Raw genomic sequence first — 23,703 nt, 5'->3', positions numbered from 1 at the left:
AATCACACAGTCATCGACACTCAGCGTTCCGTCCTCCTGCTCGATCTGCCTGACCAACGGCTTTGCCAGTTTCCAGAGCGTACGGGAAAAAGCCTCTTCCTGACGCAAAAAACGAGTGACCTGATCGTGACTGACTTCCCCCAGCAGCAACTGGGCGAGCATGGTGGCACTCGTTTGACCGAACGAGGAGATCAAGAAATCGCTGTACAGTTCCATCATCCGGCGAGTCACCTCCCCAGTTTGCGTCGCCGCAGTGCGAAGCAAGAAATCCTGATGATTTCATGGAGTCTTCAAATCGTAGCGCGTAAGGTCAGATACCCATCCACGAACGGCGTGACGTCAATGCTGACCACGTCGCCTGCGGCCAGCGGACGCTGCGTCGGCAGGCCGTGAACGATGTCGTCATTGACGCTGATAAAGACATTGACCGGCGCGTCGTAGGTCATGCGCGGGGCAGACGTGGCCCCGTACTGCCTGAACACCTGTCCGGCCAGGGCATCAAGTTCGGCGGGCGTCACGCCGGGTTCAATGGCGGCTTTGAGCGTACGGAGCGTCTCGGCCACCACGAATCCTGCACGTTTCATCCCTTCTAACTCGGCCTCGGTGGTAATGGTCATGGTTCATTTTAGGTCCTTGCAACAGGCCGCATGTACGGCTTCAATCTGCTTGAATACCCCATGTTCAACATCCGTTCGGCCCGGCCCAGTGACCAGGGTTCGCTTTACCGCATCTGCCTTGAAACGGCGGACAGCGGCGCAGATGCCACCCAGATTTACCGCGATCCGCTTCTAGTGGGCCACATCTACGCCGCGCCGTATCTGGCTTACGCCCCCGCTTTCGCCTTCGTGCTGGAGGATGAAGGGGGCATGTGCGGTTATGTCATCGGCGCGCTCAACACGCGCGAGTTTGAGGCGACGTTGGAGCGCGAGTGGTGGCCGAACCTGCGCGCCCAGTACGCCGATCCCACCGACATTCCCGCCGCCCAGCGGACCCCGGACGAACGCCTCGCCCGCCTGATTCACCACCCGAATACAGCCCCGCAGAGCGTGGTGGACGTGTACCCCTCGCACCTTCACATTGATCTGCTGCCACGCGGGCAGGGCGGGGGCAACGGACGGCACATGCTGGAACGGCTCTTCATGGCCTTAAAAGAATCGGGTTCCCCCGGAGTGCATCTGGGCGTGGGCGGCAGCAACACGCGCGCCACCGGTTTCTACCGTCACCTGGGCTTTCAGGAACTGGCGCGGGAGGCCAGCGGTTCTCTACTGCTGGGGCTAAAGCTGTAGCACTCCACTTTTAACGCTGCTGATCGCGCACCGCTGCCAGCGTTTCCTCAAACTCGTCCAGAAATTCGTCTTCCAGCAGGCGGTCCCGGATCAATGCGTCCTGCTCGGTGGTGGCCTGTTCACGGGTCCAGCGCACGCGGGCCTGCCGCGCGCCGCTGACATTACCCTTACCCGCGATAAAACGCGCGGCGTGGCGCACCGCCTCGTGCGGATCGTCGGTGGGCGCGGTGACGCTCAGGTTTCGCAGGCCGCCGTGATCGTTGACCAGCGAGGACGTGACCTCTACGCGCATCCCCTTGCGCGCCAGGAACACCTGATCCACGCGCCACATGCTGGTGGCCCGGATCGGCTCGGGAGCGGCGGAACGAACGGGACGACGACGGGCCATGACGCTTAAAGCTCCGGGGCCACGGCCTGCGGGTGCCGCCACTCACGGGCCGCGTCCAGACCCAGCAACACGCGGCCTGCGCCCTCGGCCAGGGCTTCTACCTCCAGTTCGCCGGGAATGACCAGCACCGGGGCGATCCAGGCCACCCGTCGCTCGATGCGGTCCACCAGTTCATCCCAGCGGGCAATGCCGCCCGTGATCACCAGGGCGTCCGGGCGGCCTGTCAGCGCGCCCGTCTGCTCGCCCAGCGCCTTACACACCTGATGCACGAAGGCGGCGGCGGCGGCCTGCACGGCGGGATCGCTGACCATCCGGGCCTCCAGGTCCTTGAGGTTTGAACTGCCCGCCAGCGACAGGAATCCGCCCGCGCCGGACAATTGACGCAGGGCCGCCGCCTCGCCCTCCTCGCGGGCCAGTTTCAGCAACATGCGGGCAGGGAGGGGGCCACTTTGCACCGCGCCCAGCGGGCCACCATCCGTGCCCGTCCCAGTGGTGTCCACCGCACGGCCCTTCTCGAAGGCGGTCACGCTGGTGGTGGCCCCCAGATGCGCCACCACGATGCGGGCGTCCTGCAACCTTTTGCCCACATCGTGAGCGGCGCGGCGGGCCACCACGCGCACGTTCAGGGCGTGAAACTGGGCGTGACGGCGCAGGCCCTTCACTCCGGTTTCACGCGCCTCGGGCAGCAGTTCGTCCACGCTCTGGGGGTCCACCACGAAGGCGGGCACGCCGTATTCCCCGGCCAACGCCAGGGCCAGTGGACCGCCCAGATTGGGCGGATAGTGTGCGCCCTCGCCCTGCACGGCAAATTCAGCCATCTCTGGCGTGACGCGGTAGGTCCCCGCCGCCACCCGCCCGATCAATCCGCCGCGCCCGACGATGGCGTCCGGGGCGGACCAGTCAGCCGTCAGCTTCTGAATCTCTGCCGACAGCACGGGCATGTCCGCCGCCGTGGGCGGGGCGTCCAGCATCAGCTCGGCACGGGTCAGCGCCAACTGCAACTGGCCCGGCAGCGCCGAATTCAGACTCGGATCGATGCTGGCGCAGGCGAGTTTGATCCCGCTGGTTCCTGGATTGATCACGTAGACGATCACAACGCCGCAGAGTAGCAGAGGCCCGGCAAGGAATGTCCCAATCGTGAGCTAGAGATGAGGTTCAGGCATCAGCCCTGACCCCACCTCCAGTTTCAGGTCACGCTGCGGACTTCAGTTGCTCGGTTCGATCAGCCCATAATGCCCGTCCTTGCGACGGTAGACCACGCCGGTCAGGCCAGAAGTCATGTTGGCAAACACGTAGAAGTCGTGTCCCAGCGCTTCCATCTGCACCACGGCGTCCTCTGCGCTCATGGGGCGCAGATCAAAGCGCTTCTGGCGCACGACCTCGGGCTTGAATTCGCCCACATCGTCCATTCCAGCGTTCACGTCCGCCTCGGCAGGACCGGGGGCAGGCGTCGGTGCGGCCTCATGGCGCGCCTTCATGTAGCGGGTCTTGAATTTGCGGAGCTGACGCTCCAGCACGTCGCTGGCCTTGTCGATGGCGGCGTACATGTCGGCGTGGTGTTCCTCGGCGCGGATGATGCCGTGGGGAACGTTGAGCTGCACCTCCACGCGGTTGCGGCGCGTGGAGTCCCGGACATCCCGTACTGTCAGCGTGACCCGCGCGTCGGTGATGGATTCGCTATAGCGGTCCAGTCGCGTGAGCTTTTCCTCGACGTAGTCGCGCATGGCGTCCGTGACGTCGACGTTCCGGCCAGACAGTTTGTAGATATGCACAGCTTTCACCCATCCTTTGCCCGGAAGGGGTGAACAATGGCCTTCCGGTCCTCCTTACTCTAGCCCGCCCCGCCCGGTGTTGTCCGGCGAAGTCTTCATAGCGCCTATACCCACGTTGGGGGTATGGTGGGGGGCGACAGTCGGCCAGACGGTGGGCCAATACCGGACCAGAGGGAAGCTGGGAAACACCCCCGGCACAGTTAAGATCTGACCCGCATGAGGGCGGCTGACCAGACCATTCTGGAGCCGCCCGGCGCAGTATCATTGCCGCATGAAGGCGCAGCGTCCATGAAGGTGGACCGACAGGAGCAGGACGAGGCCCGGCGTGACCGCATCGCCCGCGCGGCCTTCGAGCTGTTCGCCCGCAGCGGTCTGGAGGCCACCAGCGCCCAGGACATCGCCCGCGCGGCCTTCGTGAGCCGCACCAACCTGTACCGCTACTTTCCCAGCAAGGTGCATATGCTGCTGGCCCACTTCGATAAGGCCGTGCAGGCCAGCCGCGACGACGCCCTGGAACGCCTGCACGCCGGGGCCAATCCGCAGCAGGTCTGGGACAAGGTGATGGCCCGCATGGCTGATCTGGGCGTGCGTTACCGCCATCTGGTGGGCGCGGTGGGGCAGGCGGTGCTGGGCGCAGGGCCTCAATCGGGCGACGAACAGCCGAAATCTCCGCTGTCGTTCCCCGCTCGCCTCGCTCCCGTCGATGGCCTCAAGACGGCATTGACGCTGGGCGCGCTGGTAGAACCCGTGCTGCTGGCCATGCAGGCCCAGGGCCGCCTGCGTCCGGATGTGAACGTCGCCACGCTGAGTGCCCTGCTGGTGGACGCCTGTCTGCTGGCCCTGCTGCACGGCGGCCACCGTGATCAGCGCGAGGTGATGCGCGACTGGCAGGACCGGTTCAGTCTGCTGATGTACGGCGCGCTGGCCCCCGGCGCGGTGATTGAGGGCGCGCGGGACTGACGAAGCTTCTGCCTGGAGCAGCACACCGACTGCCTGTGGCCCTGCCTAGTTCCGTGAGAACCAGACCAGAATGAACACCCAGCACACCACGCACAGGCCCACGCTGAGCAGCAGATAGGTCCTGAGCCACGGGCGGGTTTCCACGAACTGCGGCTTGACCACGGCGGCCAGCAGCATAAAAAGGGCGGGCGTGACCAGCAGGGCGGGCAGGGTGATCAGGCTGGGATAGATGAATCCGGCCCACAGCAGCGTGAAGATCAGCAGCGCCCCCGCCGCTGAGAGCAGGCGCAATTGCAGGGCCAGCTCGGGGGGCAGGCGGGCGGGTTTGCGGGACATGACCCAGTGTAACGGCCTGCCACTTCCCGCAGACTGTCAAGCCCCGCACTCTCCCTTCCCATCCGGCAGAGCGCGCTATGCTCCCTCCTGTTTATGTACTTGGTGATTGAAGGCCCCATCGGGGTGGGAAAAACGAGCCTGTCCCGGCGGCTCTCGGCACGCTACGGCGCGGAACTGAATCTGGAAGTGGTGGAGGAAAACCCCTTCCTGGCCCGCTTCTACGAGCAGCCGGACGCCTACGCTTTTCAGGTGCAGGTCTTCTTTTTGCTGTCGCGCTTCAAGCAGCTCTCGGCGCTGGCCCAGCCGGGGCTGTTCAGCGGCAACGTGGTCAGCGACTACCTGTTCGCCAAGGATTTCATCTTCGCGGCCATGAACCTCAAGGACGCCGAATTCGCGCTGTACGAGGACCTGTACTCGCACCTGTCGCCCAGATTGCCCACCCCCGATCTGGTGGTCTACCTGCGCGCCGATACGGATGAACTGCTGCGCCGCATTGCCCGCCGGGGCCGTCCCTTCGAGCAGGACATGCAGGCCGGGTATCTGGCCGAGCTGACGACCCGCTACGACGAGTATTTCCGCACCTATGACCACCCGCTGCTGACCGTGCAGGCCGGGGACATCGACTTCGTGGGCAACGCCGAACACGAGGAACTGATCCTGACCCGCGTCCACGAGGCGCTGACGGCTGGGCAGGCGGCGGACTGATGCGCCGCACACTGATATTTCTGGCACAGAGGAAACGCTGATGTATCTCGCCGTCTCCGGCAACATCGGCAGCGGGAAAAGCACGCTGACGCGGATGCTCTCGGAGCGCTACGGCCTGCGGCCCGTCTATGAACCCTACGCCGACAACCCGTATCTGGAAGATTTCTACCGCGACATGCGGCGCTATTCGTTCCACTCGCAGATCTACTTTCTGTCGCGCCGACTGGAGCAGCATCTGAATCTGGTGACGGGGGCGCGCTACGTCATCCAGGACCGCACCGTGTTCGAGGACGCCAACATCTTTGCCCGCAACCTGTACGAGAGCGGCCAGATGGAGGCGCGCGACTGGGCCACCTACTGCGGGCTGTACGAGGGGATCCTGCCCGCCCTGCGCGTGCCGGACCTGCTGATCCACATCGACGCGGGGCTGCCCACGCTGCGCCGCCGGATTGCCCTGCGCGGGCGCAGTTACGAGCAGGACATCCCCGACGCCTATCTGGCGGGCCTGAACCGCCTGTACGACGCCTGGATCACGGAATTTGACGCCTGCCCGGTGCTGCGCGTGCCGGGGGACGAGCTGGATTTCGTGGCCGATCCGGGGGCATTTGGGCGTGTCTGCGAGCGCGTGCAGGCGCACGGCTTCGGCCTCCCGCTGCTGCGCTGAAGCCGTGCGGGTTCTGAATATTCCCGTCCCGGACGACTTGCAGACCCTCTGGAGAGACTGGCTCGCGCCCCCACGTCAGCCACTCTTTCTGACTGCGGCGGAGGCTGAAGCGTTTGACCTTCCCACCATCCCACGCGCGGAGGTAGAACTGACCCCCGAGGAACGCGACACCAACGCTGTCTGGGGCATCGCAGCAGAAGTGGACCGGGTGGCGTGGCTCACTGCGGCGGACTGGCAGAGTCTCGACTCTCAGAAACAGCGCGAGTTGCTGAGGCTTCAGGTCCGGCACAACCGGGGCAACCTCCCTCGCCGCTGCGATTTTGCCGATCTGCTGCCCGACTTGCCACAGGCCAGATTTCTCTGGACGCCCGAACTCCTGACCGACGCCGTACTGGAGCGTATGGTCGGCGCTGGCAATCCGCCCTGTCAGCGGACGCAAGTGCCGGAAAGTGTCTGGGAGGCTGCCTCTGCCCGCTTGCCCCGTGTGCGTGAACTGGCCGGAACGTTCGCCCCACGCAGCGGCGCAAATTGCTTCGGCGCGGTGATGGGCGCAGCGGGCGTGGCTGGGGCTGAGAACACCTGGATGCAGCGCGAACCTTTCGAGGCGTTTTTACGGGAACGCACCCGTCCTGGCGGCAAAGACGATCAGCCCGGAACGGTCCTGCTGTGGCGCAGCGCCGATGGTCTGGTACAACACGCCGCCGTCACGCTGGGCAGCGGCTGGGCCTTCCAGAAGGCGTCGCAGGTCTGGACCTCGCCGCGCGTGGTGCTGTCTGTGGACGATTTGAAACGCACGGCCCGTCAGCGGGGCCACCGACTGAGCCGCCACACCCTGCTTTAGCGGGTTATTTCCCCCTGCGAGTCAACTGGTACAGCGTGTAGGCGTTGAAAACCGCCAGCACCAGACTGACAATTGCCAGCGGCCAGTTGCTCGTGGTGAAGAAACGGATGGTCAGGATGCCCCAGCCGCACACCAGCGCCGTGACCAGCCAGATACGCCAGGGGGGAGCGCTCATGCTTGAAACCTCATGCGCCTATCCTAGCGTTCAGGACGCGGGACGTGGGTTACCGGCCAACAGTCGGGGGCCGCATTGCTCTGTCTGCCCGATCATTTGCCCAGGCTGGAGGCCAGCGCCTCCCGCACCGCCGCCGCCGCATTCAGGGTGCCGCTGCCGCAGGTACGGTCCGGGGCCGGGTCACAACGCCCGCCGGGAAACGGGGTGGCCGTGCGGGTCAGCAGGGTACGGAGCTGCGTGGGCGTCAGACGGGGGCGCACGCTCATGAGGAGGCTGGCGACTCCGGCCACATGTGGGGCGGCCATGCTGGTGCCGTTCGGGCTGCGCTCGCCTCCCGGCCCACTCAGGCTGCTGACGGGAACGCCGTGTCCAGTCTCCCCTCCTGGCGCGGCGAGGGCGACACTGCGGCCCCAGTTGGCGTAATCGGGGCGCGTGCCCTGTTGCGTGGCGCTGGTGACGGTCAGCACGTTGCGGCAGCCCGCAGGCGAGTAGCCGGAGGCGTCCATACCGTCGTTGGCGGCCCCTACGACGATCAGCGCACCCCTTGCATTCACGGCACTCACCGCGTTCTGAATGCGCGCGTCGCAACTGGTCAGCGGAATGAAGTCCGCGAACAGGCTCAGGTTCAGCACCTTCGCCGGGTTGGGATTGGCGGGCACCCCTGACACCGGGATGCCCGCTGCCCAGCGCAGCCCATCGGCCAGATCCTGCGGATCGATCAGGCCGTCGGTGCCCGCCACCCGCACCTGCACGATGCGTGCCGCCGGATTGATGCCCGCCATCCCCCGCCCGTCGTGCGCGGCGGCGATGATATTGGCCACCACCTCGCCGTGATAGGCGAACTGGCCCACCCCGGAGGCGTCCGTGTCGCGCCCGTTGCCGTCCCCGGCCCGCGCGGAATCACTCACGAAGTCGTAGCCGTTCACCACGCGCCCGGCCAGTTCCGGCGAGGCCACGAATCCGGTGTCCAGCACAGCCACCGTGACGGGCACTGATCTGGGTAGACCGCCCTTCTGCACCACTTCCGGCAGCAGCGCCCACGCCTGCGGCATGCCAATCGTGGTCATGTCCCACTGCCGGGTGAACAGCGGGTCGGCGGGCCGGTAGACGGCGGGCGAAACGGGAACGGGTTTGGGTGTTGTGGGGATGGAAGGAGGCGCACCCGGCAACGGCACCAGCGAAGGCGAGGTCTGCGGACGGGGCGGGGTTGTGGGCGCGATTTCCAGAAGCGGCTGGGGTGATGGTGTCTGCACTGGCGGAGGCTTGACGGCTGGAGGCTTTGGAGCGGGAGGTTTGGGAACGGGTGCCGTCTGCCCCGGCGGCAGCGCAGGAATGTTGCCCGGTGCGGCGGCTTGCCCCCCCACACTCAGCAGGGCGGCGCACAGCAGCGGCAACGTCAGGAGGGACAGCTTCACGCCCACAGTCTGCCGCCTGTGCCTGATGCCCGGCTGAGGGGCGCGGTCTGAACTTGACGCCGACTTGACGCCCTGTCTTTTAGGGTCATGGTGGAGGTCAAATATGAAATACAGATATCTGGCAGTACTCGTCAATAACGCAGGTGCGGTGCATACCGAAGACGGTGTTCAAGTCACCAATTTTCCCAGTATTGCCGCCTTCGCTCAGGCGCTGAAAGCCCCGCCCTCCACACAGCCTATGCTGAGCATTTTTAATGCGCTGGGCGCGGTAGGCTGGCAACTGGTGGGTGTTGACCGTGAGCCAACCGGGGGGTTATACATCTTCAGCCGCCAGTTCTGATCCCCTGAGCGGGAGCAGGGACGCTGGGCGCTAGCATCCGGTCTATGACTTCAAAATCCCCTTCCGAACGCCGCGTGGTGGTCCTCACAGGCGCGTCCAGCGGCATCGGGCTGGCGACGGCGCGTGAACTGGCGGCGCGCGGGCACGCGCTGGTGCTGGCGGCCCGCCGCGAGGATCAACTCGCCGCCCTGGCCCACGGACTCGATCCCAGCGGCGCACGCGTGATCGCCGTGCCCACCGACGTGACCGACGCCGCTTCCCGGCAGGCCCTGATCGACGCCGCCCACGCGCAGTTTGGGCGCATCGACGTGCTGATCAACAACGCCGGGGTCACGGTGGAGCAGGGCTGGTGGTGGGACGATCCCGATCCGCTGCGCGTGATCCGCGTGAATCTGGAATCTCCCATTGAACTGGTGCGGCTGGTGCTGCCGGAGATGCGCTCGCGGGGCAGCGGGCATATCGTCAACATCGGCTCGGTGGCAGGGCGGGCGGCCACCAACGGCATGTACAGCGCCAGCAAATTCGGGATACGCGGCTTCTCGCACGGGCTGCGGCGCGAACTGCTGGGTAGCGGCGTGGACGTCAGCCTGATCTCTCCCGGCTTCGTGAAAAGCGAGATGACCGCCCGCGCCCGCCTGCCCATGCCGGGGCCGGAAGTGGTGGCCCGCGCCGTGGCCGGGGTGCTGGTGCGTCCGCGCCGCGAAGTGACCGTACCGAGGATTTACCGCGCTGTGGCGCTGCTGGACAGCCTGCTGCCGGGGCTGGCGGACCGCATCGTGCGGCGGGTCATCATTGAGCGGCGGTACGGGAGCCGCTGAGTAGAACGTCACGTCCATCCCGTACCACGGCTGCCCTCCGGTGAGCAGGCATCAAAAAGCCCTCTTCAAAGCGAGAGGGCCTTCTGAGAAATCTCTTCAATCCTGAGTGTCGAGCTTCTCTTTCCGTTCTGCCGCCGCCTTCAGCCGCCCCGCCTCACGCGCCGCCTGGGTCAGCAGATACTCGATCTGGGCGTTGACGCTGCGCAGGTCATCGGCGGCCCAGCGTTCCAGCGCCGCGTACAGTTCGGGACTGATCCGCAGGGGGTAGTTCTTCCTGGCCATGCGTGCCTCCTGTTGCCAGATCAGGGGCGCTAGTAGAGGCTTCCGGCGTTCACGATGGGCTGCGTGCCACGCTCGCTGGTCAGGACCACCAGCAGATTGCTGACCATCTGGGCCTTGCGTTCCTCGTCCAGTTCCACGATGTTCTGCTCGGCCAGCTCACGCAGGGCCATCTGCACCATGCCCACCGCGCCCTGCACGATCTGCGCTCTGGCGGCGATGATGGCGCTGGCCTGCTGGCGCTGGAGCATGGCCCCGGCGATTTCCGGCGAGTAGGCCAGATGCGACAGCCGGGCTTCCAGCACCTCCACCCCGGCGTGGCGCAGGCGGGCGGCCAGCTCGCGGCCCAGCGCCTCGGCCACCTCATCGGCATTGCCGCGCAGGCTCATGCCGCTCTCCTCGTAGTTGTCGTACGGGTACTGCGAGGCCAGGTGGCGCAGAGCCGTCTCGGACTGGATGGCGACGAATTCGGCATAGTCCTCGACATCAAAGGTGGCCCGCGCCGAATCCACCACGCGCCACACGATCACGGCGGCGATCTCGATGGGATTGCCCGACAGGTCATTGACCTTCAGGCGCTCGGAGTTGAAGTTGCGAATCCGCAGGGACACGTTCTTGCGAATGGTGAGCGGGTTGGTCCAGTACATGCCGTTGCGCCGCTCGGTGCCCACATAGCGCCCGAACAGGGTCAGCACCTTGGCCTGATTGGGCTGCACGATGAAAAACCCGATCACCGCGAAGAACAGCAGCACGCCCAGCCCCGCACCCAGCAGAAACTGCCCAGCCACCAGCAGCCACACTGCCGCCGCCACCAGCACCAGCCACAGCACAAAGATCGGCACGCCCGGCAAGCCGAAAGCGGCACGTTCCACACTCGCCACGCCATTGCGTGTGGAGATTCCACCTTCCGGTCCAACAACTTCGGGCACTTTATTCAGTTCGCTCATCTCAGCTCCCTCCTCTCAGGGTGATATCACTCTGATACGAGGATGGGGATGGAAAGTTCCTGCGCGGTGAGGCGACGACATGTTGATGACTTTGACGGCCTGCCTGCCCGTCCTGCGGAGCTGCTGTGCGTTCCAGCACCATCCAAGAAGGCTTGATGCGCGGCACAGTCATACGGGGACAGGCTGCACCCATCACCCCCTCTCCATTCAGCACGCCAAATCTCGAACGAGGCAGCAACCGAAGGCCGTCGGGCGCGAAGCGGACGGGCTGCACGCAGCGTCACGGAGCAGGGCATCAGACCTGGAGGCCGCCGCTCACTCCTGCTCGCCACATCCTAGAACTCGTGCCCAGTGCAACGTTAGCTCCCCCTGCCCCCCTGGGGTAGGGGGCTGGGGGGTGGGGCAAATTGCTGAAGCCTCAGCCCTCACTCTCCGGCATCCAGCAGCGCCAGAGAAGGCGGAGCCAGCCCACATCACGTCCCATTCATCCCAGCCCTGTTTACCGTCCGGTCTGTTGCAGCGTCCGCTTCAGCAGCGTGACCTTCACGTCCACACTCTTCTTGTTGCGCCACACCCGCAGGTTGACGGTCTGGCCGGGGCGTTTGGCGGCCACCAGCCGCGTCACGTCAAAGGAATTGGTCACGCGCACGCCGTCCACCGCCACGATGATGTCGCCCAGCGGGGCCAGCAACTGATCGCTGCTGTTGCGCAGGCTGCCGCGCAGGCCCGCGCGGGCGGCGGCGCTTCCGGCAGGCACGTCCATCACCAGCGCGCCTTCCGAGCTGGAGAGGCCCGCGAGCTGGCGCAGGGCCGGGGGCAGGGTGTCCAGATTGACCAGCGTGGCCCCCAGCGTGCCGCGCTGCGGAACCCCGATCTTTTCCAGATCGTCCAGGCTCTGCTTGACCACGTCGCCGGGGATGGCAATGCCGATCACGCCGGGCACAAGGTTGTTGGGCGCGGCGTTGGCATCGGCCACGCCCACCACCAGCCCGCGCGAATCCAGGATCGGGCCACCGCTGTTGCCCTGCTGGATGCTGGCGGTCGTCATCAGGTACTCGCCGATCTCGCCGCCCAGATTGTCGTTGCGCGGCACGCTGTCCGCACTCGCCATGACGCTGAAGATGCCGGTGCTGACAAAGTTGGGAATCTTGAGGGGCGTGCCCATCGCCGTCAGCTTCTGGCCCGGAATCAGGCGGGCGCTGCTGCCGAAGCTCAGGGTTTTGGGCGCAGTCACGCCGGTCACACGCAGAATGGCGATGTCGATGCCGGGATCGACGCCCTCGATCCTGGCCGACACCTTGCGCCCGTTGTACAGCGTGACGCTCAGCGAGTCCTGGAACTCAATGACGTGGTAATTGGTCACGATCAGGTCTTTCTTGTAGAAAAAGCCGGTGCCTGTCTCGATGGGATCGTCGCCAGGCTGCAACTGATCGCGCTGAAGGCGGTTATCGATCCGCACCACCGCTTGCAGGGCGTTCTGCGTGACCTCCACCGTGTTGATCTCATCCGGCGTGACCAGGGCGCGCTGGGCGCTGACCCGGCCCGAGACATACGCGCCTGCCACCGCCGCGCTCAGCAGCAGTGCAATGCCTATAGCGCGGGCGGCGTTCACCCCTCGCCGCCGCCTTTACTCTTGCTTTCGCTCTTGCCGCCGCTCTCGGCCTTGGGCGCAGGCTTGCTCTCGCCGCCGCCACTGGCCTCGGACTTCTCGCGGGGGCGCGAATCGTTGGCGTAAAAGCCGCTGCCCTTGAAGGCAATGCTGGGCCGCGCCAGCACCCGCTTGACCTGCACTCCTGTTTCGGGGTGTGCGGTATAGGCGTCGTCGCGCATGCTCTGGCGCAACTCGTAGATTTCTCCGGTGTCGATGTTCTTGTACAGGTAGGTGGGCATGGGCAGAGGTTCCTTGGGGCAGAGGTGGGCAAGATCGGGGGATCGGGGTTGCGCGCAGGGCATTGCTTCTGGGCGCACAGGCTGGCAGGCCCAGGTTGACGGGCACAGACGTACAGACACAGCCTAGCAAGCGCAGCCGGGGACAAACGGGCGGCTGTCTCACTGCACTGCCTCTTCACCACTCCACTACCTAGCCCACTGCACCCCCAGCGTCATCTGAGCAACACACTCATCAGAGGTAGCCGGGGGTGTTATGATTTGTCCGCAAACCCTTCTCATGCCGGGGGACTTTGCACCAACAGGGCAGCGCAAGGCCCACCCGCACAGTCTGGGTGGGAAACGAGGTGGAGGTCAGCGAGTTTTCTGCGGATGCCTCCAGGTGTGGGCGACACCTACCCGCCGCGTCTGTGATTGAGCAGATGCGGGAAGTCCAGCGATAAACCCCAGCGGCAACGCGGGAATAAGGCCGGACCCGACCCGACAAAATTAAATGGGCATCCCCGTTTTTGAAGAGAAGGCGGGACGGAGTTCTTATGTGCGGAATCGTGGGTTATATCGGCGGGCGTCAGGCCCAGGACGTGTTGATCTCGGGCCTCTCCAAGCTGGAATACCGGGGCTATGACAGCGCCGGCGTGGCGATTGGTGACGGCGCGTGCATTGCCGTGAAGAAGAAGGCGGGCAAGCTGGCCAACCTGGAAGCCGAGTTAGAAGGCCACCCGCTGAGCGGCACGCTGGGCATCGGGCACACGCGCTGGGCCACGCACGGGCTGCCGAACGACACCAACGCGCACCCGCACGCCACCGAGGACGGCAAGATCGTCATCATCCATAACGGCATCATCGAGAATTACCTGAAGCTCAAAGAGGCCCTGATATCGCGCGGCCACGAGTTCAAGAGCGAGACCGACTCTGAGGTGCTGGCCCACCTGATCGAGGAAGCCTACAGCGGCGACCTGTACGAGGCGGTTCGCACGGCGCTGGGACAGGTGCGCGGCGCATACGGCATCGTGGTCACGCATGTCGATCACCGCGAGATCGTGGCAGCCCGCACGGTCAGCCCGCTGGTCATGGGCGTGGGCGAGGGCGAGATGTTCCTGGCCTCCGACGTGCCCGCGCTGCTGGCCTACACCCGCAAGATGGTCTTCCTGCACGACGGCGACATGGTGGTCATGAACGACGACGGCTTCCGCATCACCGATCTGGACGGCAACGAGCAACAGCGCGAGATCGAACACATCGACTGGGACGCCGAGGCCGCCGAGAAGGGCGGGTACGACACCTACATGCTCAAGGAAATCTACGAGCAGCCAGTCGCCCTGACCAACACCCTGATTGGCCGCCTGCACGACGACACCGGTGAAGTCAATCTGGACATCAACCTCGATCCCTCCTCGTTCAAGCGCATCAGCATCATCGCCTGCGGCACCGCCTTTTACGCCGGGCTGGTGGGCGAATACCTGATCGAGCAACTGGCGCGCATTCCGGTGGAGGTGGACGTGGCCAGCGAGTACCGCTACCGCAACCCACTGGTCTCCGAGAACACGCTGGCAATTGTGGTCAGCCAGTCGGGCGAGACGATTGACACGCTGGAGGCGCTACGCGAGGCCAAGAAGCACGGCGCGAAAACGCTGGGCGTGATCAATGCCAAGGGCAGCAGCATGACCCGCGAACTGGACGACACGCTGTACATCCACGCCGGGCCGGAAATCGGCGTCGCCAGCACCAAGGCGTACACCTCGATGGTCAGCGCCTTCGTGATGCTCGCACTCTGGCTGGGCCGGGCGCGCGGCACGTTAAGCGAGGAGCAGGGCGCGGAACTGCTCAAGGCCACCCGCGAGTTGCCCCGTCTGGTAGAGGAAGCGCTGGCCCCCGAGCGCGTGGAGGCGATCAAGGCCGTGGCCGAGAAGTATGCCCACGCCCGCGATTACCTGTTCCTGGGGCGCGGCGTCAACAGCCCCACGGCCTATGAAGGCGCGCTGAAGCTCAAGGAAATCAGCTACATCCACGCCGAGGCGTATGCAGCCGGGGAAATGAAGCACGGCCCGATTGCGCTGATCGATTCCAACCTGCCCGTGGCCGTGATCGCCACCGAGAGCCGCCTGCTGGAAAAGACCATCAGCAACGTGCAGGAAGTGCGCGCCCGTGCCGGGAAGGTGATCCTGTTCCTGAGCGACGGCGACACCGAGAACGCCCGCCACGGCGACGACGTGATCTACGTGCCGCGCGCCCACGAGATGGTCAGCCCGGTGGTCAATGCGGTGGCGATGCAACTGCTGGCCTACTTCACGGCCACGGCGCTGGGCAAGGACGTGGACAAGCCGAGGAACCTGGCGAAAAGCGTGACGGTGGAGTAGTCTGAAAATTTGGTCAGGAAGATAAGGGCGGTGGAGTGGATCCATGCATTTTTGCAGGTCCACTCCACCAGTTTTTTTCAAGGACAGGTCTTTGGACGCGTCATGGACGGCTTCATCAAATGCCCTACACTACCGCGTGAGTTCCCACTCCCCCACCTTCACGCCGCCCCGCCAAGTGAGCTGGCTGATCGCGCTGGTTCCCATCTTACCACCACTTTACTTGGTGGCCCTCGGCGCGCTGGGACACCTGAGAACCCTGCCGCTGACCGCGCGTTACCTGCTGTTCTTCTTCGCCAGTACCCAACTGGTGGCCGCGCTGTTCACCCCGCGCCCGCTGCTGTCGCTGGGGCTGGCAGCGGCCAGAACCCTGCTGATTCTGGCGATGATCGCGGCAGGCGTCTACCTGCGCGACAGCCGCAATCTGAGGCCGCTGCTGTGGGGGCAGCTCATTATCTTCGTCACGGCCTGGGGCTACACGCTGTACACACAGGGCTGGGCGGGCATTCAGGATCGACTGGGCCACCCGTACTACTACGTGGTCTCGCTGGGACTGGTGGCGGTGGTGGCGCTGTGGATCACGGTGTTCTGGCGCGGCGGCGGATGGTGGCGCTGGCCCGCCGGGGGAGCGGCACTCGTCACTTTTCTGGCGGCGGGCAGCCGGGGACCGCTGCTGGCACTGGGGGTGGGCAGCCTGGCCGCACTGGCCTTCGCGGGCCGGGGGCGGCGCTGGTGGGTGCTGCTGCCCGCCGCCCTGGTTCTGGGACTGGCCGCATTGACCAGCTCATTGAATCTTCCTTTCAAACCTGTCGAACGCCTGCTCAATGACCAGACCAGCGGACGCGAGTACGTGTGGCGGGACGCCGCGCAGGGCTGGCGAACCTCGCCGCTGGGCGGCGTCGGGCCGTACCAAGGCGGCCCCTACCTGACCTATCTGTTCAAGGACGGCTGCCAGCTCACGCCCACCCTGGCCCGCAATGGTGTGGCCTGCCCCGATGGCCTGAGCCGCTGGTCCAGCGTGTGGCTGATCGCCCACAACGCCTGGCTGCACTGGCTGCTGGAGACCGGAATCACCGGCACGCTGGGGCTGGTGGCGGTGATGGGTTACGCGCTGTGGCGTGCGGCGCTGCTAGGGGACGCACTGACCATCGCCGTCCTGTACGGGTTCACGGCCATGAACGTGGTGGACGTGGTGATCGCGTTGCCCAGCCCGCACTTTGCGGAGTTGTGGTGGGCGGCGGTGGGTCTCAGCCTGTTGCCGCGCGCCGCCCGGGAGCAAGCCCAAGCCAGCGCCATAGCCCAGTGATCACGAGCAGGGCAGCCAGGACAGCTCCACCCGTCTGAAGCGCAGTGGCCGGAGAATCCGTGAGGACCGCCACCTGAGGGAAATAGAGAAAAGCGCAGCCTGACCCTATTCCAGCGGTGCCAGCTTCAGCCTTGCCAGCCGACACGCCCTTCAGGCAATCGACCTGCACGGTCAATGACTGGGCTTTTTTCTTCCCCACCAGCGAGACAGCGGGCGACACAGAGCGGTTTTTAGCCCCGTTTTGCACAGCCAGCACCTCATTCCCGACACGTGTGGTCACGCTGAAAGATTGTGACCCGTAGACCAGCATGCTGGCGTTCAGCACCTCACCACTCGTCCATGACAACTTGAACGATTGGTCGGTCAGCCGCCGCACGAAACTGGTGCCATCGAAAAACAGTGGACCAGTACCCGTAATCTTCAGCGGACTGGCGGGCGCGTTCAGCCACCAGCGTTCCACCCCCAACCCTGCATCCTGACGGGCTGTGATGTTCCCGGACGGAAGCTGGCCCAGCCGGGTCCAGTACTGGCTGATCGGCGCGGCGCAGGGCTGGCCCTGACAGCGGTAGTCCAGCGTGAAGCGGTGCGCCCCGGCGGAGACGAAAGCCCCGGCCACGACATTGGGGATGAACTGCCCCGCCGGAAAGGTGGTCTGATCCAGCACACGCCCGTCGAGCTTCAATATCCCGGTCACATCGCTGGGCGGGGAATAGAGCTGATATTCCAACTGGACGAACTGTTCGCCCTGGGCGATGAAGTCAACGGCACTGAAGGGCGCGGTGGGTCTGCGGTAGAAATTCACCCCATCGAATTGGGGTGCCGAAAGACCTGTCAGGGTCACGTTCGGTGGCACCGCCGTTCTCAGGTCAGACGACTGGAAGGCTGGCTTTTCAGGCACGAACGGGTGCGGCGGGCCACTGTCGGCGTAGCCTTTCCCAGCGCTCGGTGTTCAGGCTCACGTCCCCCGGCAGGGTTACCCCCGCCTCGGCGCGCGTTCCCTCCCGCACATCGGGCCTGCGCTGCCGCGCCAGCTCATAGACACTTTTGCGCTCGGTGACGATGTGCAGCACTTCATCCTCAACTTCTGGGGAATGACGCACTGCCAGCGCGATCATCGGCGCGATGATGTCCACGTAATCCTGCCCGGTAAACACGTCGCTGTAGGCCACCGGATACTGGAATTCGCGTGGGCGAAAGCTGGTGCGCAGGATTAGATGGCGTTGTGCGGCGCGGGCGGCTTCCTCGGCCACCAGCTTACTCAGGGCATAGAAGTTAACCACTGGGCCGGGAGTGTCGTCCTCGTGGTAATTCCCGGTTTCGCCGCTGAACACATAATCGGTGCTGATCTGCACCAGTTTTGCGCCCACGCTGTTGGCCGCCCGGACCATGTTGCGGGTGCCCTCCACGTTCACCGCCCAGCACTGGTCCCGGTTGCGCTCTGCGCCGCCCACGTCGGTGTAGGCCGCCGCGTGAACGATGATATCGGGACGCTCACGGCGCACCACGTCCATGACCTGCGCGGCGTCGGTGATGTCCAGTTCTGCCGAGGCGGGGGCCACGGTCTCGGTTCCCAGCCCAGGAAGCAGGGCGCGAAGCTCGGTGCCCAGTCGCCCTCCGCCCCCGGTCAGGAGAACCCTCACCCCATATCCTCGGCCCACAGATCGGCCCCGAAGTGGTCCCAGGGCAGGCGGCCCTCATTGGGATTGGCCAGATTGAACTGTGCGTCCATGGTGTACAGCAATGTCGCGCCGTCTGCCCCTGCCTGATAGCCGTGGGCCACACCGCTGGGAATATGCACCAGCATGGGCTGCTCGCCACTGAAGACCAGTTTCCGCTGAACGCCCGTGGTGGAACTGTCCGCCCGGCAGTCCACCAGCCAGATCACCAGTTGGCCGCTCAGCACGCACCAGATCTCGTTCTGCTCGCCCCTGACGTGAATATGAAAGGCGTTGATCCGCCCAGCGGCGGCCCACGACACGCTGATCTGGCGCGGCGTCAGCATACCGGGCAACCCCTGCACGCCGGAATCATCCAGGCGCAGGTATTCCATGAACGCCCCATTCTCGCTGCGGTTTTTCTTCAGGGCCTGAACCCAAACGCCGTCGATCTGCGGCGCAGCCGGGTAGGTCTCGAAGGTCAGGGCATTCAGGACAGACGGGGCCAGCGGGACGGTCAGTGCGGGGCGGTTGGGTAAGGAGGTCATGCGTGGCTCCGTCTTTCGTGAACGATTTTGAGAAGGTACTGCCCGTAGCGGTTCTTGGCCAGTTTGCCTGCCTGCTCCAGCAGCACCTCGGTGCTGATCCAGCCGGACCTCCAGGCGATTTCCTCGGGCGATGCCACTTTCAGGCCCTGGCGGTGTTCGATGGTCTGAATGAAGCTACTGGCCTCCAGCATGCTCTCGTGCGTGCCCGTATCCAGCCAGGCAAAGCCCCGGCGCATGGTCTGAACGTCCAGCCGTCCAGCTTTCAGATAATGCACGTTCACGTCGGTAATTTCCAACTCGCCACGCGGCGACGGTTTGATGCTTTTGACCACTTCCACGATGTCCTGATCATAGAAATACAGACCCGTCACCGCAAAGTCCGATTTGGGCTGCGTGGGCTTTTCCTCGATAGACAGCGCGCGGCCTGTTTCATCGAAATCCACCACGCCGTAGCGCTCCGGGTCACTGACCTGATAGGCGAACACCGTTGCTCCCTCGGTCTTCTGGCTGGCCGCCTCCATCAGATCCGAGAGGTCATTGCCATAGAAGATGTTGTCGCCCAGAATCAGCGCGCTGTCATGGCCCCGCACAAAGTCTTCCCCGATCAGGAATGCCTGGGCAAGCCCGCCGGGTTCAGGCTGCACGGCATACTCCAGGCTCAGCCCCCACTGCGAGCCATCGCCCAGCAACTGTTTAAAGCGTGGGGTGTCCTCAGGCGTGGAAATAATCAGAATTTCGCGGATGCCGCCCAGCATCAGGGTGGTCAGCGGGTAATAGATCATCGGCTTGTCGTAGATGGGCAGCAGTTGCTTGCTGACTGCTAGCGTCGCCGGATACAGGCGCGTGCCACTGCCCCCGGCCAGAATGATCCCTCGACGACTGGAGGTAGGAACAGTCACGATGGTGTTCCAGCCAGTCGCTCGGCGTATTGCTTCTCGTAGTACTCGCGGAACTCGCCGCTGCGGATCGGCTCCCACCACGCCTGATTCTCGGCATACCACCTCGCCGCCTCGGCCACCGCTTCCTTCGGGTCATACTTCGGTTGCCAGCCCAGGCTCTTCAGTTTATCCACGTTCATGCTGTAGCGGCGGTCATGGCCGGGCCGGTCGGTGACATGACGGACCAGCGAATGATCTTTGCCCAGCGTGTCCAGCACGATGTCCACCATTTCCAGATTGGTCATCTCGCGCCCGGTGCCGACGTTGTAGACCTCACCGATCTGGCCGCGCAGCAGCACGGCTTCGATGCCGGTGCAGTGGTCATAGACATGGGCGTAGTCACGCATCTGCAACCCGTCGCCATAAACCGGAATGGCCTCGCCCAGAATGGCGTTGGTGGAGAACAGCGGCACGGCTTTTTCTGGGTACTGGTATGGCCCCACGTTATTGGCCCCGCGCGTGATGGTCACGGGCAGGCCATAGGTAATGGCATACGCCTGGACCAGTTGATCGGCAGCAGCCTTGCTGGCGGCGTAGGGGCTACGCGGGGCGAGTTCATCGGTTTCCACACTCTGATGATCGTCACGGATGTGGCCGTAGACCTCGTCGGTGCTGATGTGGTGCAGGCGGATACCCAGTTCGCGGGCCACTTCGAGCAGGACGTGGGTGCCGCGCACGTTGGTATCCGTAAACACCAGCGGTCCCAGAATGGACTGGTCCACATGGGTCTCGGCGGCAAAGTTGACGATCAGGTCCACGCCCTCAGCTTGGCAGGTGGTTCGCACCAGTTCCTGATCGCCGATGTCGCCCACCACCAGTTTCAGGCGGGAATCGTCCCACAGGTCCGCCAGATTTTCCTTGCGGCCCGCATAAGTCAGCTTGTCGTAAACCACCACGCGGCTCTGGGGATGCTGCGCCAGCCAGTAGCGCACGAAGTTGCTGCCGATGAAGCCGCAACCTCCGGTCACGAGTAAAGTCATTTTATCATTCATTTCTTCTCCTTCTGATCCCAATGATAGCTATGCATGCTTAGTTTCTTTTTCAATCTTATGGGTAACAAGCGGTGGCGCTTGCCCAGTTGAAAGGCACTGAACTTGGCCGCTGCTTCCGCGATCACCAGCGGGATGAGATCAGCCCGCCGATGCCGCACCACGTAGCGCAGTTGCTCACGCACAAAGCGCAGGCCCTCGCCCCCCACCTTTGCCCCGGCCAGTTCTGGCCCCGCCCCCGCAAAAAAGGCCCCGACATCGAAATTGCGGCGGAATTGCTGGGCCAGGGTGTAATCGTGCGAGTGAATCACCTGTGCCCCCGCCACATATTCAATGGCGTGGCCTGCCCGTAGCAGCTTGGCCGCCAGTGTCATGTCCTCGTTCATGATGATGTGTTCCGGGAAACCGCCCACTTCCCAGAACACGTCGGCGCGCACCGCCGAGCAGACGTTGGAAAAGAAGAATGCCTTGACCCCCAGTTCGGGAATATCGGCCTCGGTGCGTCGCCTGCTGTGGCCCGGATAGTTGAAGTAGCGCGAGAACTGTTCCAGCAACGATGCTTCTGGCCGGGGCAATTGGCGGGCAAAAGTTGCCACGGCCTGACCGGACACGATAGGCGCGGTCAGTTCTTCCAGCCAGCGGTCATTGGCGGGAATGGCGTCCTGGGTCATGAAGATTAAAATTTCAGCGCCCTGTTCGGTGGCGAGGCGTGCTCCAAGGTTGCGGGTGCCACCGTGATCGAAGGTGTTGCGATCAATTTCTCTTACGCCAAAACCACATGCCTGCCACATCTCAGGGCTACCATCCTGGGACGCAGAATCAAGAATGAAAACCCGTTGAGAAGTTATATGCCGCTGCCTGAAACTGGATGCCAACTTAAAAACGTGATGAGACGCATTTAGAGCTGGGACAATCACTGCCAACGCAGGAGAGGTCATATTAACCCTATCCAAGCCAGATTGCGGAGCGTACCAACCTTAAAAAACCGTTCTCGCATAATGGTTTGACGTCGCTGCCAGTAAGTCATCTCTGGAAGCTGTGCGTAGCATTTGGCTTGGGTCGCGTGAGGCGATGTTGGAAAATTCTTAGCGAAAACCGTCGCCTGTGCGGCAGTCAAATTCAGACTTGTCTGCATTTCCCCGAAAGTGCTTAACTTTGAAGCGATGTACCGAGTGTCAAAACGTTTTGCGCCTACCGCATTTTCGCTGTGCTGGCGATATAAAACGGTTGCCTCAGGAATCCAGATAATTTTTCCAAAAGAGCAAGCGACTAAGGCAAGCCACCAATCATGCATGATGGCCTCTGTGGGAATGGGCAAAGATTTATTGAGTAGCGAGCGGTTAACAAGCATAGAACATCCAGTAACTATATTTTGCGTTAAAATCAGATTGAATTGGTCTCCCCATTTAGGATTGAGATGTTGATAGCTCCAAAACGATCTGTCCATTAGTTTTCCGTGATTGTCTATGACAGCTAAGTCACTATGAACCAGTAAAGGCATGTCGCTACCATATACACTTTCGTAAAAAAGCATTGCCTCCATAAGACGCTCGATCTTATCTGGAAGCCAAATATCATCTTGATCAGAACAGAGTACATAATCTGCTCCAGAGTTTTCTAGCAGAAACGAGAAGTTTTGACTCGCTCCGCCGAGAGAATGATGTGAAATCACTTTAAATCTCGTCTCTGCAAGCATGTATCTCTGGAGTATTGCTTCAGTGGCATCACTTGATCCATCGTCATGACAAAGAATATTACAAGCGACGGTTTGGTCTAGTAAACTCCGAATCTGTTGGTTTAAATATCTCTCTCCATTATAAGTTGCCAGCACGATATCAATTTTTTCAGGTATCTCTATCATTTTTTACACCGCCTGTAATTGAGAATTTATCGATAAAAAACGTTAAAAGTGTTAGGATAGCAAGCTGTGGAACTAAGATATTAAAAACCGCCATCGCGGGCCATGCAACTAGAAAACCATAAAAGCCGCACCATAATGCATTTTTAGGACGCCGCAAAGTATTTTTTAAGATATAAAAGTATAAATATGCAAATAATATCAACCCCAAGATGCCCTGGTATGTGATAAACTGGAGGAAAGAATTATCTATTAAAAAACTGGCGATATTATTTCCAGCTTCTGCTTGATACCTGCCATCTCCAAACAAAATAACTAAAACTTCGCCATTAGAAATTTTTTGCCAAATATCAGACCATATCTCTTGTCTTATATCTAGTGAGGCAGAGTTTGATAAGTTTATACTACTTTTTTGAATTATATCTCCAGAAAGAGAAATTAAGAGGCCTAATGCCAAAGATAAGAGTGGTAATATTAAAAGTACCTTCCTTTTTTTAAATTTAAGATATGCTATAGAAGATAGCACAGTGATGATTGCTCCAATATAGACATTTCTAGTTAGAGTACTATAAGCACTTATCAACAATATGCTAAAAATTATTATAGATAAAATATTTTTATAATTTGAGAATCTAAAATCTATTTTTTGGATTACTATTCCTAAACAAAATATTATAAATATCCCAAAATCAACAGCATTGGTAAATAGACTATATCCTCTAACTTGATATCTACCATCGTCCCAAAAAAGCCAACTGAGAACCTTAAATTGACCGTTTGCACTCTCCAAAGGTAAAATTGAGTTGGCGGTAAAATGTTGAGCTATGGCTAGGCCAGCTAATGGGATAGCTATGTAGACAAATGTTTTTTCTAAATTCTTGTCTAAATCAAATCTTTGAATAAAAGTTAATATGTAAAGAAGGAAAAGATAGAAATACATCAGACTCCCCTGAAGGGAGTAGGCTAGATCGTGTTTTACGGAATTGACAAAAAACGTTAGAAATGCGTATGCAATGAATATAATCAAGGCTCTCTTCAAACCTATATCGGTAGCATCTATCCTAGAAGAAAGCAAAAGTAAAATTAAAAGATTAATAAGTAAAATTAAACGGGCAAAAAGATTTATGTTATAAATATAGTCGCCAAATATAAAAATATTGAGCTGGGGTACAAGTCCAGTTATTAGTAAAATAGAAAGCATAACTATACTCATATAAAAAATAATCTTCCTTAAATAAGATC

General features: G+C 61.9%; 28 protein-coding genes and 1 pseudogene. 9 read left to right on the top strand and 20 right to left on the bottom strand.

The genetic code is table 11. The features are described from left to right. Nucleotides 1-231, bottom strand: a pseudogene (locus tag Q319_RS0100735) (IS701 family transposase); the annotation flags it as partial. A gap of 59 nt (nucleotides 232-290) precedes the next feature. Further along, nucleotides 291-617 (bottom strand): M24 family metallopeptidase, encoded by a 327-nt coding sequence (locus tag Q319_RS0100730; protein ID WP_081845821.1) that lies wholly within the window; start codon nucleotides 615-617, stop codon nucleotides 291-293. A 30-nt stretch (nucleotides 618-647) separates the two neighbouring features. Here Q319_RS0100730 and Q319_RS0100725 point away from each other — a divergent pair, with 30 nt between their 5' ends. Next, a complete protein-coding gene (locus tag Q319_RS0100725) occupies nucleotides 648-1,286 on the top strand; it encodes a GNAT family N-acetyltransferase (RefSeq protein ID WP_245618860.1) in 639 nt (212 codons plus the stop codon). A 10-nt stretch (nucleotides 1,287-1,296) separates the two neighbouring features. On the opposite strand, the gene Q319_RS0100720 is transcribed toward Q319_RS0100725, so the two are convergent. From Q319_RS0100720 to hpf, 3 genes are all read right to left on the bottom strand, one after another. Continuing rightward, the gene (locus tag Q319_RS0100720) at nucleotides 1,297-1,674 is read right to left on the bottom strand and encodes a hypothetical protein (protein WP_029479798.1); all 378 of its coding nucleotides are present in this window, start codon (nucleotides 1,672-1,674) and stop codon (nucleotides 1,297-1,299) included. A 5-nt stretch (nucleotides 1,675-1,679) separates the two neighbouring features. Then, nucleotides 1,680-2,768 (bottom strand): butyrate kinase, encoded by a 1,089-nt coding sequence (locus Q319_RS0100715; protein ID WP_029479796.1) that lies wholly within the window; start codon nucleotides 2,766-2,768, stop codon nucleotides 1,680-1,682. 111 nt (nucleotides 2,769-2,879) lie between these two features. Then, nucleotides 2,880-3,446: a ribosome hibernation-promoting factor, HPF/YfiA family gene (gene hpf / locus Q319_RS0100710; protein WP_029479794.1), complete on the bottom strand. Its 567-nt coding sequence runs from the start codon at nucleotides 3,444-3,446 to the stop codon at nucleotides 2,880-2,882. A gap of 288 nt (nucleotides 3,447-3,734) precedes the next feature. Here hpf and Q319_RS0100705 point away from each other — a divergent pair, with 288 nt between their 5' ends. After that, nucleotides 3,735-4,406: a TetR/AcrR family transcriptional regulator gene (locus Q319_RS0100705; protein ID WP_029479793.1), complete on the top strand. Its 672-nt coding sequence runs from the start codon at nucleotides 3,735-3,737 to the stop codon at nucleotides 4,404-4,406. 45 nt (nucleotides 4,407-4,451) lie between these two features. On the opposite strand, the gene Q319_RS0100700 is transcribed toward Q319_RS0100705, so the two are convergent. Continuing rightward, nucleotides 4,452-4,742, bottom strand: a complete 291-nt coding sequence (locus Q319_RS0100700) for a hypothetical protein (protein WP_029479792.1) — start codon at nucleotides 4,740-4,742, stop codon at nucleotides 4,452-4,454. Nucleotides 4,743-4,835: 93 nt separating this feature from the next. Between Q319_RS0100700 and Q319_RS0100695 the strand changes: the two genes are divergently transcribed. Genes Q319_RS0100695 through Q319_RS0100685 form a run of 3 tightly spaced genes read left to right on the top strand, consistent with a single transcriptional unit; the run spans nucleotide 4,836 to nucleotide 6,952 of the window. After that, nucleotides 4,836-5,447: a deoxynucleoside kinase gene (locus Q319_RS0100695; protein WP_029479791.1), complete on the top strand. Its 612-nt coding sequence runs from the start codon at nucleotides 4,836-4,838 to the stop codon at nucleotides 5,445-5,447. 40 nt (nucleotides 5,448-5,487) lie between these two features. Further along, complete coding sequence (locus tag Q319_RS0100690) at nucleotides 5,488-6,111, top strand: deoxynucleoside kinase (protein WP_029479790.1); 624 nt, start codon at nucleotides 5,488-5,490, stop codon at nucleotides 6,109-6,111. Between the two features lie 4 nt (nucleotides 6,112-6,115). Continuing rightward, nucleotides 6,116-6,952, top strand: a complete 837-nt coding sequence (locus Q319_RS0100685; protein ID WP_029479789.1) for a hypothetical protein — start codon at nucleotides 6,116-6,118, stop codon at nucleotides 6,950-6,952. 4 nt (nucleotides 6,953-6,956) lie between these two features. On the opposite strand, the gene Q319_RS28080 is transcribed toward Q319_RS0100685, so the two are convergent. Continuing rightward, nucleotides 6,957-7,127, bottom strand: a complete 171-nt coding sequence (locus Q319_RS28080) for a hypothetical protein (RefSeq protein WP_169816498.1) — start codon at nucleotides 7,125-7,127, stop codon at nucleotides 6,957-6,959. Nucleotides 7,128-7,219: 92 nt separating this feature from the next. Further along, nucleotides 7,220-8,536, bottom strand: a complete 1,317-nt coding sequence (locus tag Q319_RS0100675) for a S8 family serine peptidase (protein ID WP_034413197.1) — start codon at nucleotides 8,534-8,536, stop codon at nucleotides 7,220-7,222. A 109-nt stretch (nucleotides 8,537-8,645) separates the two neighbouring features. Here Q319_RS0100675 and Q319_RS0100670 point away from each other — a divergent pair, with 109 nt between their 5' ends. Both Q319_RS0100670 and Q319_RS0100665 read left to right on the top strand, forming a co-directional pair. Next, nucleotides 8,646-8,882, top strand: a complete 237-nt coding sequence (locus Q319_RS0100670; protein ID WP_029479787.1) for a hypothetical protein — start codon at nucleotides 8,646-8,648, stop codon at nucleotides 8,880-8,882. Between the two features lie 44 nt (nucleotides 8,883-8,926). After that, nucleotides 8,927-9,700 (top strand): SDR family NAD(P)-dependent oxidoreductase, encoded by a 774-nt coding sequence (locus tag Q319_RS0100665; RefSeq protein WP_029479786.1) that lies wholly within the window; start codon nucleotides 8,927-8,929, stop codon nucleotides 9,698-9,700. Between the two features lie 96 nt (nucleotides 9,701-9,796). Here Q319_RS0100665 and Q319_RS0100660 read toward each other — a convergent pair whose 3' ends face one another. The 4 genes from Q319_RS0100660 to Q319_RS29025 all read right to left on the bottom strand — a co-directional run bounded on the left by Q319_RS0100660 (nucleotide 9,797) and on the right by Q319_RS29025 (nucleotide 12,816). Continuing rightward, entirely contained in the window at nucleotides 9,797-9,982 is a 186-nt protein-coding gene (locus tag Q319_RS0100660; RefSeq protein WP_029479784.1) for a type II toxin-antitoxin system antitoxin, read from the bottom strand. Between the two features lie 29 nt (nucleotides 9,983-10,011). Beyond that, nucleotides 10,012-10,926, bottom strand: coding sequence for an SPFH domain-containing protein (locus tag Q319_RS0100655; protein WP_029479783.1), 915 nt, complete (start codon nucleotides 10,924-10,926; stop codon nucleotides 10,012-10,014). 499 nt (nucleotides 10,927-11,425) lie between these two features. After that, nucleotides 11,426-12,538, bottom strand: a complete 1,113-nt coding sequence (locus Q319_RS0100650; RefSeq protein WP_029479782.1) for a S1C family serine protease — start codon at nucleotides 12,536-12,538, stop codon at nucleotides 11,426-11,428. Further along, entirely contained in the window at nucleotides 12,535-12,816 is a 282-nt protein-coding gene (locus tag Q319_RS29025; RefSeq protein WP_342667875.1) for an FmdB family zinc ribbon protein, read from the bottom strand. Before Q319_RS29025 ends, Q319_RS0100650 begins: the two co-directional genes overlap by 4 nt. Nucleotides 12,817-13,349: 533 nt before the next feature. On the opposite strand from Q319_RS29025, the gene glmS reads away from it, so the two are divergent. Then, the gene (gene glmS / locus Q319_RS0100640; protein WP_029479779.1) at nucleotides 13,350-15,170 is read left to right on the top strand and encodes a glutamine--fructose-6-phosphate transaminase (isomerizing); all 1,821 of its coding nucleotides are present in this window, start codon (nucleotides 13,350-13,352) and stop codon (nucleotides 15,168-15,170) included. A 136-nt stretch (nucleotides 15,171-15,306) separates the two neighbouring features. After that, nucleotides 15,307-16,473 (top strand): O-antigen ligase family protein, encoded by a 1,167-nt coding sequence (locus Q319_RS0100635; RefSeq protein ID WP_029479778.1) that lies wholly within the window; start codon nucleotides 15,307-15,309, stop codon nucleotides 16,471-16,473. On the opposite strand, the gene Q319_RS0100630 is transcribed toward Q319_RS0100635, so the two are convergent. Genes Q319_RS0100630 through Q319_RS26780 form a run of 8 tightly spaced genes read right to left on the bottom strand, consistent with a single transcriptional unit; the run spans nucleotide 16,415 to nucleotide 23,674 of the window. Further along, entirely contained in the window at nucleotides 16,415-17,314 is a 900-nt protein-coding gene (locus tag Q319_RS0100630) for a hypothetical protein (protein WP_156039111.1), read from the bottom strand. The two genes, Q319_RS0100635 and Q319_RS0100630, sit on opposite strands and share 59 nt — an antisense overlap. A gap of 49 nt (nucleotides 17,315-17,363) precedes the next feature. Next, a complete protein-coding gene (locus tag Q319_RS0100625) occupies nucleotides 17,364-18,113 on the bottom strand; it encodes an SDR family oxidoreductase (RefSeq protein WP_029479776.1) in 750 nt (249 codons plus the stop codon). Then, the gene (locus Q319_RS0100620; RefSeq protein WP_051654970.1) at nucleotides 18,110-18,676 is read right to left on the bottom strand and encodes a dTDP-4-dehydrorhamnose 3,5-epimerase family protein; all 567 of its coding nucleotides are present in this window, start codon (nucleotides 18,674-18,676) and stop codon (nucleotides 18,110-18,112) included. Before Q319_RS0100620 ends, Q319_RS0100625 begins: the two co-directional genes overlap by 4 nt. Continuing rightward, complete coding sequence (gene rfbA, locus Q319_RS0100615; protein WP_029479774.1) at nucleotides 18,673-19,575, bottom strand: glucose-1-phosphate thymidylyltransferase RfbA; 903 nt, start codon at nucleotides 19,573-19,575, stop codon at nucleotides 18,673-18,675. The genes Q319_RS0100620 and rfbA overlap by 4 nt, the downstream gene beginning before the upstream one ends. Next, complete coding sequence (gene rfbB / locus Q319_RS0100610; RefSeq protein ID WP_156039110.1) at nucleotides 19,572-20,606, bottom strand: dTDP-glucose 4,6-dehydratase; 1,035 nt, start codon at nucleotides 20,604-20,606, stop codon at nucleotides 19,572-19,574. Before rfbB ends, rfbA begins: the two co-directional genes overlap by 4 nt. Beyond that, a complete protein-coding gene (locus Q319_RS0100605) occupies nucleotides 20,603-21,541 on the bottom strand; it encodes a glycosyltransferase family 2 protein (protein ID WP_029479772.1) in 939 nt (312 codons plus the stop codon). The genes rfbB and Q319_RS0100605 overlap by 4 nt, the downstream gene beginning before the upstream one ends. After that, a complete protein-coding gene (locus tag Q319_RS26050; protein WP_081845819.1) occupies nucleotides 21,538-22,464 on the bottom strand; it encodes a glycosyltransferase family 2 protein in 927 nt (308 codons plus the stop codon). The genes Q319_RS0100605 and Q319_RS26050 overlap by 4 nt, the downstream gene beginning before the upstream one ends. Beyond that, entirely contained in the window at nucleotides 22,448-23,674 is a 1,227-nt protein-coding gene (locus Q319_RS26780) for a hypothetical protein (protein ID WP_156039109.1), read from the bottom strand. The genes Q319_RS26050 and Q319_RS26780 overlap by 17 nt, the downstream gene beginning before the upstream one ends. Nucleotides 23,675-23,703: the final 29 nt, after the last annotated feature.

This window comes from Deinococcus marmoris DSM 12784, from assembly GCF_000701405.1.
Taxonomy (GTDB): domain Bacteria; phylum Deinococcota; class Deinococci; order Deinococcales; family Deinococcaceae; genus Deinococcus; species Deinococcus marmoris.
The sequence above is the reverse complement of the archived record's forward strand: the minus strand, read 5'-3'. Positions and strand labels throughout refer to the sequence as shown.

Excerpts from the sequence above, each read along its gene's own strand:
- Q319_RS0100730 (WP_081845821.1), bottom strand. The coding sequence starts at position 617 with ATGACCATTACCACCGAGGCCGAGTTAGAAGGGATGAAACGTGCAGGA.
- Q319_RS0100725 (WP_245618860.1), top strand. The coding sequence starts at position 648 with ATGTACGGCTTCAATCTGCTTGAATACCCCATGTTCAACATCCGTTCG.
- Q319_RS0100720 (WP_029479798.1), bottom strand. The coding sequence starts at position 1,674 with ATGGCCCGTCGTCGTCCCGTTCGTTCCGCCGCTCCCGAGCCGATCCGG.
- Q319_RS0100705 (WP_029479793.1), top strand. The coding sequence starts at position 3,735 with ATGAAGGTGGACCGACAGGAGCAGGACGAGGCCCGGCGTGACCGCATC.
- Q319_RS0100700 (WP_029479792.1), bottom strand. The coding sequence starts at position 4,742 with ATGTCCCGCAAACCCGCCCGCCTGCCCCCCGAGCTGGCCCTGCAATTG.
- Q319_RS0100695 (WP_029479791.1), top strand. The coding sequence starts at position 4,836 with ATGTACTTGGTGATTGAAGGCCCCATCGGGGTGGGAAAAACGAGCCTG.
- Q319_RS0100690 (WP_029479790.1), top strand. The coding sequence starts at position 5,488 with ATGTATCTCGCCGTCTCCGGCAACATCGGCAGCGGGAAAAGCACGCTG.
- Q319_RS28080 (WP_169816498.1), bottom strand. The coding sequence starts at position 7,127 with ATGAGCGCTCCCCCCTGGCGTATCTGGCTGGTCACGGCGCTGGTGTGC.
- Q319_RS0100670 (WP_029479787.1), top strand. The coding sequence starts at position 8,646 with ATGAAATACAGATATCTGGCAGTACTCGTCAATAACGCAGGTGCGGTG.
- Q319_RS0100665 (WP_029479786.1), top strand. The coding sequence starts at position 8,927 with ATGACTTCAAAATCCCCTTCCGAACGCCGCGTGGTGGTCCTCACAGGC.
- Q319_RS0100660 (WP_029479784.1), bottom strand. The coding sequence starts at position 9,982 with ATGGCCAGGAAGAACTACCCCCTGCGGATCAGTCCCGAACTGTACGCG.
- Q319_RS0100655 (WP_029479783.1), bottom strand. The coding sequence starts at position 10,926 with ATGAGCGAACTGAATAAAGTGCCCGAAGTTGTTGGACCGGAAGGTGGA.
- Q319_RS29025 (WP_342667875.1), bottom strand. The coding sequence starts at position 12,816 with ATGCCCACCTACCTGTACAAGAACATCGACACCGGAGAAATCTACGAG.
- glmS (WP_029479779.1), top strand. The coding sequence starts at position 13,350 with ATGTGCGGAATCGTGGGTTATATCGGCGGGCGTCAGGCCCAGGACGTG.
- Q319_RS0100620 (WP_051654970.1), bottom strand. The coding sequence starts at position 18,676 with ATGACCTCCTTACCCAACCGCCCCGCACTGACCGTCCCGCTGGCCCCG.
- rfbB (WP_156039110.1), bottom strand. The coding sequence starts at position 20,606 with ATGAATGATAAAATGACTTTACTCGTGACCGGAGGTTGCGGCTTCATC.
- Q319_RS0100605 (WP_029479772.1), bottom strand. The coding sequence starts at position 21,541 with ATGACCTCTCCTGCGTTGGCAGTGATTGTCCCAGCTCTAAATGCGTCT.
- Q319_RS26050 (WP_081845819.1), bottom strand. The coding sequence starts at position 22,464 with ATGATAGAGATACCTGAAAAAATTGATATCGTGCTGGCAACTTATAAT.
- Q319_RS26780 (WP_156039109.1), bottom strand. The coding sequence starts at position 23,674 with ATGAGTATAGTTATGCTTTCTATTTTACTAATAACTGGACTTGTACCC.